Here is a 12033-nt window from a genome sequence, read left to right on the forward strand (position 1 = left end):
TCATCACCTGCTAATACAGCTCACCCACGGGTGGTGCCGAACGTCACGTTTCTGTCATTAAGCCAGCGTCGATAGGCACTGGAGAGTGCATCCGCTCGCACGGGGGTTTCATGTCTTGGATTAAGGGGCAAGGCCTTGGGGACTTGGTTTATCAGGATCATGATGTCCTGCCCGAAAATGCGCTGCTGAAAGTCGCGCAGTTGTTTGTCGGTATTGATGTCGTCCAGGTAGCACATGATCGTGTGAGCGATGCTGCTCTCCTGATCCACCGGCTGCACGAAAAGTCCAAGCACATCCAAGCGGTTGGCATCGATCACACATGTTTTGTAGAGGATGGCAATGAAAGGGCGAGCTATCCGGTAGACGTATTGCATCTCCACCGGCTCGCTCGCAGCTGCTGACCCCTTGGGCTGCGGGAAACGACAATTGACTGCCCGAATTTCATCAGCCGCTTCATCTATTTCGACATCGTAAGCGGCAACCTCGGTCAGGGGCTCCGCGCCAAGAATGTCGGTATGAACAAACGGAAAATGCGCCATGTCGAGAAAGTTCTCGATAACCCTCAGTCCTGACGTAGCTACTCGGATCGAGCCTGCGCTGACCACTCTGCGGTCCGCTTCCGCGAACTCCGGTATCGCAATGACGTCCCTAGGGTTATCGCTTAGTGACACCCAAAGCAGACCATAAATGCTCTTGGACGCTAGCTCCGCCGTGTTATCTGCCAGCCCGGCGGATACAGTGCCATCTGCAAGTTGGTACCAGATCTCCGTCCCTAAAATTCGAGTGTGGTATTTCCGGCCGCTGACTGTCTCGGCCAGCGCCCCGACGGGATACCAGTCGTCGATTACAAAGCTGTTTTCTGCGTGCATGAAAATGCCTTCTGAAGCCCGGCGCACCGTGGAGTGACCGGGGCAGTCACGGTTATTGGGCCCGGTACTGGGCAACGAATTCGGTAGGTGAAACAGCACTGCGGGCTTGATGGACAGCCGCACGCTCGGCATACAGCTCACGAACGAAGTTCGCGTAGGCGCAGCTGTCAGCGAACATGTTGTATTTCCAGCCTAGGCCGTAGGCGTTCAGATTGATGTTGTCGATGGTCATCAGCGACAGCGAGGTGTCGTCACTTTGCAGATACGCATCGATGACTTTGCGGGTCACTTCTTTGGTGCAAGCCAACTTGTGCGCATGCCACATATCGGTGTGCCATTCCCCCTTGGCTGGACGCTCGAATGGGTACTGAATAGATCGACCTGGGCGGTCAATACCTTTCGCGTCCCAAGGGCCAGTCTCAAAGCCCCACCAGTTCAATGGGCCGTTCGGTGCTGCTGGCCGCATCTGCGCCCAGTGCACTAGGTTGCGGCTAAGCCATTGATCTGCGTAGCTATCGGAATTGAACGGGTCAAGCATCGCAATGGCCTCGTTATCTCCGCGCATCTGTGAAACCGCGTGCTCGACCTCATTTTCAATCTTGAAGATGCAGTGGCTGTAATCCATCGCCATGTTGAATGGCACACCGCGAGTCTCAACCAGATCGGCTACTTCCAGCACTCGCCGGTAGTCTTCTGACCACATGTCAACGTGGTTTTCGAAGGTGATGATGACCCCAGATTTGGCAGCGTATTCATAAGCGTCGAGGTAGCAGGCAGCCACTTCCTCATTGGTGACGTAGTGGCCGTCCTTGTGTTTGGCCCAAACCATGAAGTTGTGGTACTTGCCGCCTACTTCTACGGTGAGATCCAGGTTTTCCCTGATGACTGCCTCATCGAGCCCCAAGGTGTAGCAGCCACTGCCCGACAGTACCGGCAGATCGTAGAGTTGGCTGCCCTTGATGTACTCGTCCAGCTCCTGACGATTGTTCGGAATACGATCGATGAAATCCCAAACTTGGGCTTCCTTTACCAGCTTGAACTGCTCGAGGATGGGCAGTTCGACCAGGGAAACTGGCCGCTCCATGGATGACGCTTGAATGCCTAGACCGGCACATCCCAGCTTGAACATCTTTTTCATGTGTTGATCCCCTATCGCGTGTGCCAGAGTCAAAGGCCATTTGCTGTCATCATCAAATTTCATGGCTTTCCAGATGCACAATCTGGTATACCAGTTATGCCGATGTCAAAGCACTTCCTGTGCCAATTCACTTGATTGATAGGGCTAGCCCTCTATTTGACTGGTCGGACAGCTTTTGATGAAAGCGTCCGAAGATTCTTGGCGAGGCTTTTAGCGCCAAAGAGGTGCGCCAATCTTCTTTTGTGATTCAGATTGGTGCGCTGGTGAGGTGTATGTCTGCTTGCGCACGCGTGCTACCTCCAGTCTTTGCCCTAGCATCGCTTGGGCTGAAGACCTTTAAGCCCGCATAGTGATTTGAGGGATTAACAATGGCTCGCCGTTTAAAGTTTCACTCAGTTGCCGTCACTTACTTCGATATGGTCCGCCGTTGCGAGTCCATCCGCGAAGCCGCGCGGCGTTTGAATGTCGCCTCATCAGCGGTAAACCGTCAGATCCTTAAGCTCGAAGATGACATTGGTGCCCCCCTGTTCGATCGACTCAATTCCGGACTTCGATTGACGCCTGCCGGCGAGTTATTCGCGCGTCACATCGGTGTGGTTTTGCATGACGTTGAAAGACTGCGCGCAGAATTTGACGCCATGGAGGGGCTGCGTGCTGGGCATGTAGAACTGGTAACGGTAGAGACGCTAGCGGTCGACCTCTTACCCACGGTGATGGAGATAATGCATCAGCGTTATCCGAGGGTGACTATTGGGGTTTCTCTCTGCGGTGCTGATCGCATTCCTGACGCGATCGTCGAGGGAGCCGCTGACCTTGGTTTGGCGTTTGCGCTGCCCAGACACGAAGAACTTCAGCAGCTAGCCCTCGGGCATTTTCGACTTGGCGCAATAGTGCCCCCAGGACATGCATTAGGCGCAAGGGTACAAGTCAGTTTCGGTGCTTGCGCCGATTACGATCTCATCCTGGGTAAACCTGAATTATCGACTCGCCATCGATTGGCGGCTCTGCTCAAGGCAGCGAATATCCCAGGCAAAGCCCGAATTGAGTCTGGCTCACTCGAGCTTGCTAAGCAGATGGTGCTCCGGGGCCGTGGCATCGCTTTCCAGACCAGATTTGGTATTGAGGCGCAAATGGAGGCGAAGCTGCTAAAAATGCTGCCGCTAACGGATGGCGGCGGGATTTTTTGCGATCTTGGGTTGTATAAGCGGGCAGGTCGTTATATCCCGACTGCTGTCGATGCCTTTGCCAGAATTCTCGCAGATGAGATTTTGCTCCGCGAGCGCCAAGAAGCCGCTGATTACAGGACTCTTGGCTAGCGATGCCAAAAAAGCATCAGCTAGAGCGATAATCGATGCTTTTCGTAAGCGGCTCAACCGATGACACTAAAAGTCTTCACGCAGGAGTTGCTCCCATGTCAAACGCTCAACTCGTACCTACAACCATTGAAATCTCCGATACGGCTGCATCGCTGCCGATCATCGATATGTCCGGACTGCGCTCATCGAACATCGATGTACGTGCCAAGGTAGGCCGGCAGATCGGTGCGGCTTGCCGCGATAAAGGGTTCTTTTATGTGACTGGTCACGAGATATCCTCGGCCCTCCAGCAGCGAGTCATCGACCAGGCAGCGAAGCTGTTTGCACTGCCACCCGAGGAAAAAGCCAAGGTTGATAAGTCGCTCTCTCAAGCAAATCGAGGCTACGAACCACTACGCAATCAGGTGCTTGAGGCCGGGGCGCCCGCCGATGTCAAAGAGGGATTTTATATCGGGCAGGATAAACCGCTCGACCACCCCGATGTTTTGAACGGTAAGTTCAACCAAGGTCCAAACCTCTGGCCAGAAGCCTTGCCTGAGTTTCGTGCAACGATGGAGCAATACCAAAGGGAGCTGGAGGGTGTCGCGCAACTGCTGATGCAAGGTGTTGCGCTGTCCCTGGGTCTTCCTGAGCAGCACTTTGCCAGCTTCTGCCACGATGCGATGACGACCTTAAGGCTGCTCCATTATCCTCCCCAGTCCCCTTCGGCAGCACCTGGTGAAAAAGGTTGCGGAGCACACACCGATTGGGGCGGCCTGACGCTGCTACTCCAGGACGACAATTCGGGCTTGCAGGTTTGGGATCAGGAAAGTAACGACTGGATTTGGGCGATGCCTGTGCCTGGCTCCTACGTGGTAAACATCGGCGACCTGATTTCGCGCTGGACCAACGATCTGTATCGCTCGACCTTGCATCGGGTGGTGAATTTGTCAGGGAACGAGCGTTACTCAGTGCCCTATTTCTATTCTGGAAATGTTGATCACAAGATCGAGTGTATCCATCAATGCCTCATTCCAGGAGAGTCGCCCAAGTACCCGGTGATCACTGTCGAGGACCACTACAAAAACATGTTCCGCAAAACCTACGCCATGTAATGCGGTCTGCACGGCCAGCGCGATCGCACTGGCCTTTATCCAGCCATTCTGACAATGCCCCGCACGAAGCTTTGGGACGATGAAACACTTGCGCCTGAATGGGAATGGTCACCGGCTGGGCTTGACGGCAGCTTTTGCGAGGTATGCCGGGCACCAACTGAAAGTGGACCTCGTGTAGAGCGGCCCCTGGAGCAATCACGGTTGGACCTATCAGCATGAGCAGTCGAGATCGCTACTCGAACGTATGCGTTCGGCGAACCCACCTCCAAACTCCAGCATCAAGGGCGATGGTGTCCGCCCTTGCACAGGTACAATCCAGGTCGCAGGTGAAGGTTATCTGGTTGAACGCATGGTTCGATCGGTAATGACGCAGATGCCACCCATGACCTGATCGACCAGGCGCCTATGCGTCTGAAGAGACTTTCAAGGGAGATCATTACTGCCTCAGATTGCGCAGGCAGGGTTGGTCACTTCCGGATCAGCCGAGTACCATTTCCCCGCCTCCTAGGGTAGTTTTGACGATCCCCGCAATTACACGTTGCCCTGTCTCCTGCGCGAGCTCCTGATACCAAGCTTGCGTATGCGCCGGGCTTCTTCCGTGGGTCAGTTCTGACCGGCTACGGGCACGCAGCATGATCTGCGCGGTGCGATCGACACGAGCGGTGTTGTAGAGGTCAAGCGCGGCTACGACATCAGCGGCTCTTAGCTCCAGGCATTTGGCAAGTACCCAGGCATCCTCCATAGCCTGACAGCCTCCTTGGCCCAAGTCAGGCGCCATGGGGTGCGCCGCATCGCCCAGCAGAACTACCCTGCCTTTGACGAAGCTGGTGATTGGCGCTATGTCGTGGATTTCGACGCGGCTGACGATGGAGGTATCCATACGCTCTATTAGGGCTCGCACTGGAGGAGCCCAGCCTTCGAAGTGGCTGTACAGCTCTTCACGGTAGCGTTCCCGCACATTGAGAGTTCCAGCGGGAAGTGGTACATCGAAAAAGAAGTAGAACTGGCCGTTGCCGATAGGCATGAGCGAAACGCGTTTTTGGTCACCGACAAACTGGGTCCACTCGGCAGCAGAAGCAAGATCGTCGCTAGCGTCCACGCGCCCATTCCAGTTGACATAGCCGCAGTAGTCACGCGCTACTTCGCAGCCTGCCACGTAGTTGCGCAGCCGCGAGTGGGTACCGTCAGCGGCCACCACAAGATCGGCCTGGATGCGCTGGCCATCGGAGAGCTTCACCAGCACACCGCCCTCCTGAGCCTCGACACTGTCGCAGCTCACACTCAGAGTGACGTTCTCAGCGCCACAGGCATTCAGCAGGACTTTCTGCAAGACTGTACGGGCGATGGGGCAAGCGCGCTGCTCGACGGATTTATATAGCGGTTCGAGGCTGAAGCGGGTTAGCAGGGCACCTTTGTGCGTGCTGTAACTCATGGTGTCCATGCTACCGCTGAAGCTTTTGATCTCATCTCCGAGACCAAGCTTTTCTAGGATGTTGACGCCGTTGGGCCAGACGGAGATCGCTGCGCCTGCAGGTGTCAGCTCTGCAACCCGATCGAACAGCCGTACGCGATGTCCGTGACGTTGCAGGGCAATACCCGCCGTTAGCCCACCGATGCCTGCGCCGATGATGACGATATCCAACGGCTTCGAGTTAGAAGGTGAAAGAGTCATTGCGAACGCACCAAAGATGAAGAGATGAAAAGATCGCTTGGGCTGATTGTTCCTGGTCATTTGCCAGTGTGAATTGGGAGAGCACCTCCACCAGCACTGGTTAGTGTCCGCGCCCCGGGACACGGGTAGCATGCCACGCATGCTCCCCACGTCTTTTCAGGTAAAACAATCGCATACTTAGCTCAGGAAGAACTGGCTTAGTCCTTGGCTACGCAACCCTTTGCGATAGGCAATCGAGCTCATGTCCGCCGGAATGTGCACTTCTAGAGATGGATCGAGTGGCAGACGCTCCGGTTTTTGAGCTTCGACGATAAGACGATCCTCTTCGAACACCTGAAAGTTAAAGCTATGAACGTCCTCTACAGGAATATGCTTGTCAAAATTACGCGCGATCGGGGCAAACATTCGCGTGTATTTCGCCGACACGGGGGAAGCCGCATTCATGATCACCAGCCGACCATCGTTCGGAAAGTGCACCGTCAGAGTAGCCGTGAACGGCAGGTGTACCTCGAAGTGTCTCAGCCAAATGAAATCAGAAGGAATGTCAGCCTCTACGCCGATCGGGTAGTTTGCCACTGTGCTTAGATAGCGAACTTCGAAACCTTGAGGTGTTTCTTCGGGACGATAGGCAGGAACCTCAACGTTGTTCGGATTGCCAAAAGTGTCCGTGTGAACGAAGCCAAAATGAGCGACATCAAGGAAGCCCTCAAGCTGACGCCCTGCAAATGCCTTAACGTCGAAAGCTGGGCAAACAATTTGCTGAAACCCTGCATCCTCCCAATGAGGCATGTTCGGTATGTCGACTTGATCGTTCTGAGGATCGAGGCACGTCCAGATCAGTCCATAACGCTCGACCGCAGGATACGTGTAAAGCTGCATACGGCTTGGGATGGATCCATTGGGGCTTGCCGGAACCTTGTTGCACTTGCCTCCGTGACCGAAGCGCAAGCCGTGGTACGGACAAACCACTCCTTGGCCGTCGCTCTTCCCCATACTCAGCGGAACACCACGATGCGGGCATACGTCCCGCGCCACGATCAACTCTTCGCCTATCCGATAAACCACAAGCGGCTCGTCGAGAAGCATCGCTTTGATCGGCTCAACGCCCACTGTGATTGATTCGGCGATTGGGTACCAATGCGAAGCGAGAATGCGCCAGTCACTTTCGACAAAAGTGCAATTGAGTGGAAGAGTACGGTCTTTGATCATGGGACATAAGCCTCGTCAGCTGCCATAACGGTCTGAAAAGCGCGCTCTGAGGCGCTTCGGTATGGACTTTAAGATCACGGCGTGATGAACTCAAACATCGATTTCTCATCATCGCGTTGCAAAAAACACAACACATGTTCCCTTTCTCTCGATTCACCCGGTACTTTCTCGAGGTCACTCAGCACCGCAGCATTCGCCGAGCGGCGGAGGTTTTGCACGTCTCTGCCTCGGCTATTGATCGGCAGATTCTTAAGGTTGAGGAAGAGCTTGGAGTGCCCTTATTTGAGCGACTCCCAAGCGGTTTGAGGCTTACGTCCGCGGGCGAATTAGTATTGGCGAATGCCCGTCAGTGGCAGAAAGAATATGCTCGAACTCGTGAGCAGATCGACGAGATGCAAGGGTTGCGCCGCGGTCATATCGATATTGGATTGATCGACGCGCTTAGTGAGGGAATGGTGGCTGAAGCCATCTCGTCTCTCATGCAGCAGTACCCGGGCCTCACATTTGGTATGAAGGTTGCTGACAGCCAGAATGTCGCAAAAATGATTGCCTCTGCTGAGGTGGACTTCGGCTTCGTTCTGGATGCTGTTGCGGGGGCTGAGCTGTCGGTGACCGCGAGTGCGGTGATCAAGATGGGTGTTGCCATGCCCACTTCCCATCCACTGGCGGGAAGGAAAAGCCTACGTCTGAGCGATACTCAGGATGTGACAGTGATCTTCCCTGCTGCTCCCTTGGTTGTACAAAAGCACGTGCATGCGCTTCACGATCATTTGAGGCTTGATGTTCGGCAGCGAGTAGCGTGCAACGATTTGCGTATGATGCGTTCGTTAATTCGCGCCGGCGTGGGGGTGGGGATTCTGTCCTGGTTGGATGTCGCAAGCGAAGTAGAAGCGCAAACCATTGCCTTCGTTCCTCTTGACGGTATCCACGTCAGTCATCCAGTTCTTTCCATTTGTGTAGCTCCTCATCGCCAACTCTCACGTGCGGCACTGTTGGCATTATCGGATCTACAGAAACGTATGGCCGACCTGATTAGATCTCATTAATCGAAGCATTTCTGTGGACTTCCGGCTGGTAAGTGCATCATTACGTGAGTTGGACCGATTGATCCACGAGCAAGGTTTTCGTGAGGATTTGTACTACCGAATTAATGGCATGCGAGTGGTGATCGCACCGCTTCGCGAGCGTCAGGATATTCCCGAACTTATTAAGAAGTTGTTGCAGCAGCTCTCGCCAAACGAGCCCAAACAACTATCAAGCGAGGCTAGGCGCCGGTCCGCTCTCCTCTGCTGCAGCGCTGACTGTTGCTAGTAGCAACAGCACCAATCCTCCCCCTACCGAGATTGCTTGTTTCATTCCCTTCTCCTTCCGTGAGCGGTGATGCCAATTGGATCTAGAGATTTCTCTCTTTTGGCTGACAAGTCGTGCAACAAGATCTATTATAAGTACGTACGTACGTACTTTCAACATTCAAACGGGGCGGCTACCCCTCTCTAGGAGCAAGCGATGGAACTCAAAATCTCATGCGGCAATGTTTCCCAAGCACTGGCTGAGTTGAAGCCTGGTGAATCTCTGATCGTGCCGTGCAATGGCAAAACCACTCAATCAACTCAGTCGAGCATCGGGTCGATGCTCGCCCGCCGTCAGCTGGCCAGCGCGATGTACAGCCAGAGCAAAGCCCTGGTCGTACGGGACGAGCTGTCCCTTCCCATTCCGGTGATCATCGTTACCCGGCGTGCGGCAGAAATTGCCGGCGCAGCGTGAGGAGAAAATCATGAATACTCATCGTTGCGTTTTATTGCAGGGCGTTCAGAACATCAAGAATGCCTATGCACATCTGCTTCAGGCCCGCTCTGACCAGGCTTGCCAATCAAGCGCGTTGATCATGGTCGACGGAGTGGTCTGTACAGTCCCGCTGGGTCAAGGTCTCATTGACATCGACCGAGCAGAACCGGTGCAAGCAAAGGGCAAAGCCATCTGCCACAGCGTGGCCTGCCCTTTCATCATCCTTTAAGGGGAAGGCGCCCCTTTGGGCGCCTTGTACCTCGCCATTGGGTGTCTATTCAGTACGACCATCCCCGTCGGATGAACGTTAAACTCCAAGTAACTCGACTCGTAATCAGCCTTTGTAGCTCCGTCGAATACCGAGTCAGCCAACCACGCGGCCATAGCGGCTTGAATGGCGTGACGCCCCATGGCCTGCTCATCATTTTCTTCCATTGCTTTGACCAGTTCGCTGGCCCAGAACGGAACTGCACTCTGCGCAAAAGACTTCCCTTTTTCCCGAATCATTTCGCGTTTTGACTCTGCAACAGCAACCAATCCGCTCAGATCTATTTCGGTTTGAAAGAGAGCGGTTTCTTGTTGTTCGGTGTTGAAAAACTTGAATTGTAGAATCACATGCTTGCTCCAAATGAACGAGAGGGCCGTAGCCCTCTCTGGATGGTTATGCTGGCCGTGGAGCCCTGGGCTTCGGCGCTGGAGGGGCTTCCTTCCAGTGAATGCCATGCTCGGCCTGCCGCTGTCTGATCAGCTCAGAATGCCTCATCACCCCCACTGTCTTGTCGATGCTCTTCCCAGCCTCCTCAAAGCTATGGAACACCCCATGAGGCTTGCGCTCACCATCCACTGGTTTGCCTGGGATTCCAGTGCTGTAAGGAATGTGCGTGGAGGTTCGTACCTGGAACACTTCGAACTTGTCGCCCGGGCCTTCGGTATTGTGGAAGACGTCGAGGCGTTTTCCGTGGACAAGCCGGCCAGGCTCCCCGCGTTCGTTGAGCTTTGAAGGCTCGGACGTATGATCGAATTCACGTGACTTGAAAATAGTGGTACCGGCGATGACGCGTTCCCGCAGACGTTCGTCGCCCTCTGCAGGCGCTGCGGGCAACTTTTCAACGTTGAACACCCGATTCAGGCCTTGATCGCGAAAGGGAGCTTCGGATTCGTGCCCTTGGTGCTGAGCCAGCTTGGCCACCAACTGACGCGCTATGTGCTGGCTTTCAATGTCCTTGGGCTGCGCCTCGATCGCGGCGATGACCTCTTTGTATTCGCTACCCGTCAGGCGATGCCGTTTTTGTTCAGCAATGTCCTGCAGGACGCCTTGCCATTCTTGAATCGAGCTCGCACTCATCGAAGTCTCCTTCCCTTGTAAAATCCCGGTCGAGGGCGACGTAGAGTGCGGCGGCACCCGGCATCCCTTTCGGTTTTGAATTTCTTCATCGCTTGGGCGATTGGCCTGGTCGAACGAAAACGATCCATCGTCGTAGCGTTCGAGGTAGCCCCATGTGCAGTCTTTGTCACTTTGCCCAGGTTTGGGCGGTTGAGCCCACCACGGTTCGCGAGTCACTAAATGCTTCATAGGCCACCTCCTTTGCTTTGGATCGTCACATGGTGAAGTTCGCCATAACCTGATTAGTTTGTTGGTCGACCAGGTCGATCGAGCCGCGCACGATCTGACCGACTGCGGTGTTGCCATCAGCTTCCGGGATGTACAGGTACAAGGTGCCTCGAAGGTCAAGGCTGCCTTTTGCCCGGGCTTCTTCGATGATCCGAGCCTGGGCAGAGTCATTGACTTGCAGGCTGCATGGGAACGCCGATGGCTTAACCTGCAGGTTCATTCCTTGAGCGTTGCGAACAGGATTCGCCCAGCAGTACTGCCCGTAGCTGGTGAGGGGGAACGAATGCGTATTGAAATCGTATGGACCGACAGAAACGTTCTGCATGCTCAACACGCTTGATACCCCAAACCCGGAGATCGGCAGCGAGTAGTAATCATTGGCAGCATAGGATTTCAGCGAGGCCTCGAATGCCGGCCACTGGGCTGACTCGATGTCCTTGCGCTTGAAGGCGTCGCTGGTGGCCAGGTAGTCGGCGGAGAGGTAGCCCATCTTGTCCTCCGTCGTGGCCCCAGGCGCCTTAGCAAGCACCAGGAACGTGAGTGGCTTGCCGTTGTTACTCGCCAAGTCCTGGTACTGGTTCAGCGGAACAGAAGTGTCGATCACTTGTGCAGGCTTTTCCGGTGCCGCGGGAGGCGTCTGTGCGTTCTGGCTCTGCTTGGGTGTGGATACTGGTGCAGGTGCTTCCTTGTCATTGCATCCAGTCAGGAGCCCCATCACAACACATGCTGCAGCAGTCATTTTTAGGTTCATAAAGCATCAATTCCGTTGAATTTTTTGGTCAGCCGAACAAAGTGTGCATATCCGACTTCCAGGCCCCGAACTGGTTCGCCTTGATGCGTACCCCGATTTCATGCAGGTTCGGAACACGAGTGACTAACTTAAACAGCAAGAGCGGGCTTTTATCGGGTACCAGCTCCCAGCTGGACACCTGATCAAAGTCAATCAAGGTCGCGCTGTTCAAGTTGACGTCTACGTACAAGGCCTTCTTTGCTGCGGCATCAAAGCCGACGTAGCGGTTGAACATCACCGAGACGACTTCATGGCTCGGGTTGAAGCCCGTCATCTTGGCCTTCTCGACCATGCGATCGAGGCGCGATTTGAAATAACGTGGAGCCACCGAGAACAGCAGGTAACCGAGCCCGAAATAGACCAGCGCGATGGCCATGATCCCCAGCGATACCTCTGTGTCCCTGGAAAAGTGGGCACAGGCGATCAGGAATACGGCAATCACTGGCAACAGACCGAGCCAATAAAAAGGACGAAGGACCCACCAGATAATGTTCATATCGACCCCCTCAAAAGTCCGTATGAGATACACAATACGGAATTAGGTTAGG

At 54.6% G+C, this 12033-nt stretch carries 14 protein-coding genes; 6 read left to right on the forward strand and 8 right to left on the reverse strand.

Translation table 11 applies throughout. From position 1 onward, the window contains the following. Positions 1-20: 20 nt before the first annotated feature. On the reverse strand, positions 21-869 hold the full coding sequence (locus tag ACP7E3_RS28980) for an aromatic ring-hydroxylating oxygenase subunit alpha (protein WP_009682459.1): 849 nt from the start codon (positions 867-869) through the stop codon (positions 21-23). Between the two features lie 52 nt (positions 870-921). Further along, positions 922-2070 (reverse strand): hypothetical protein, encoded by a 1149-nt coding sequence (locus ACP7E3_RS28985; protein WP_232247636.1) that lies wholly within the window; start codon positions 2068-2070, stop codon positions 922-924. Between the two features lie 305 nt (positions 2071-2375). On the opposite strand from ACP7E3_RS28985, the gene ACP7E3_RS28990 reads away from it, so the two are divergent. Together ACP7E3_RS28990 and ACP7E3_RS28995 are read left to right on the forward strand one after the other, a co-directional pair. Further along, entirely contained in the window at positions 2376-3323 is a 948-nt protein-coding gene (locus tag ACP7E3_RS28990; protein WP_009682457.1) for a LysR family transcriptional regulator, read from the forward strand. A 95-nt stretch (positions 3324-3418) separates the two neighbouring features. Beyond that, a complete protein-coding gene (locus tag ACP7E3_RS28995; RefSeq protein ID WP_009682456.1) occupies positions 3419-4417 on the forward strand; it encodes an isopenicillin N synthase family dioxygenase in 999 nt (332 codons plus the stop codon). A gap of 478 nt (positions 4418-4895) precedes the next feature. Here the strand turns inward: ACP7E3_RS28995 and hpxO are convergent, their stop codons facing one another. Then, complete coding sequence (hpxO, locus tag ACP7E3_RS29000; protein WP_031325676.1) at positions 4896-6089, reverse strand: FAD-dependent urate hydroxylase HpxO; 1194 nt, start codon at positions 6087-6089, stop codon at positions 4896-4898. A 177-nt stretch (positions 6090-6266) separates the two neighbouring features. Further along, positions 6267-7298, reverse strand: a complete 1032-nt coding sequence (locus ACP7E3_RS29005; protein ID WP_009682454.1) for an aromatic ring-hydroxylating oxygenase subunit alpha — start codon at positions 7296-7298, stop codon at positions 6267-6269. Positions 7299-7432: 134 nt separating this feature from the next. On the opposite strand from ACP7E3_RS29005, the gene ACP7E3_RS29010 reads away from it, so the two are divergent. The 4 genes from ACP7E3_RS29010 to ACP7E3_RS29025 all read left to right on the forward strand — a co-directional run bounded on the left by ACP7E3_RS29010 (position 7433) and on the right by ACP7E3_RS29025 (position 9312). Continuing rightward, on the forward strand, positions 7433-8344 hold the full coding sequence (locus ACP7E3_RS29010) for a LysR family transcriptional regulator (protein ID WP_009682453.1): 912 nt from the start codon (positions 7433-7435) through the stop codon (positions 8342-8344). A 7-nt stretch (positions 8345-8351) separates the two neighbouring features. Continuing rightward, positions 8352-8609 carry a sigma 54-interacting transcriptional regulator gene (locus ACP7E3_RS29015; RefSeq protein ID WP_323370650.1) on the forward strand — a complete coding sequence of 86 codons (258 nt, stop codon included), beginning with the start codon at positions 8352-8354 and terminating at the stop codon, positions 8607-8609. A 195-nt stretch (positions 8610-8804) separates the two neighbouring features. Then, positions 8805-9062 (forward strand): hypothetical protein, encoded by a 258-nt coding sequence (locus ACP7E3_RS29020; protein ID WP_009682452.1) that lies wholly within the window; start codon positions 8805-8807, stop codon positions 9060-9062. Positions 9063-9072: 10 nt separating this feature from the next. After that, complete coding sequence (locus ACP7E3_RS29025; RefSeq protein ID WP_009682451.1) at positions 9073-9312, forward strand: hypothetical protein; 240 nt, start codon at positions 9073-9075, stop codon at positions 9310-9312. Here ACP7E3_RS29025 and ACP7E3_RS29030 read toward each other — a convergent pair. Genes ACP7E3_RS29030 through ACP7E3_RS29045 form a run of 4 tightly spaced genes read right to left on the reverse strand, consistent with a single transcriptional unit; the run spans position 9309 to position 11981 of the window. Beyond that, entirely contained in the window at positions 9309-9698 is a 390-nt protein-coding gene (locus ACP7E3_RS29030; RefSeq protein WP_009682450.1) for a hypothetical protein, read from the reverse strand. The genes ACP7E3_RS29025 and ACP7E3_RS29030 overlap by 4 nt on opposite strands. A gap of 46 nt (positions 9699-9744) precedes the next feature. Further along, positions 9745-10656, reverse strand: coding sequence for a hypothetical protein (locus ACP7E3_RS29035; protein ID WP_172828426.1), 912 nt, complete (start codon positions 10654-10656; stop codon positions 9745-9747). A gap of 25 nt (positions 10657-10681) precedes the next feature. Beyond that, the gene (locus ACP7E3_RS29040; protein WP_031325694.1) at positions 10682-11446 is read right to left on the reverse strand and encodes a hypothetical protein; all 765 of its coding nucleotides are present in this window, start codon (positions 11444-11446) and stop codon (positions 10682-10684) included. A 28-nt stretch (positions 11447-11474) separates the two neighbouring features. Beyond that, on the reverse strand, positions 11475-11981 hold the full coding sequence (locus tag ACP7E3_RS29045) for a hypothetical protein (protein ID WP_009682447.1): 507 nt from the start codon (positions 11979-11981) through the stop codon (positions 11475-11477). Between the last annotated feature and the right edge of the window lie 52 nt (positions 11982-12033).

Origin of the sequence: Pseudomonas sp. PSPC2-3, assembly GCF_049898265.1 — a bacterium.
Lineage (GTDB): Bacteria > Pseudomonadota > Gammaproteobacteria > Pseudomonadales > Pseudomonadaceae > Aquipseudomonas > Aquipseudomonas veronii.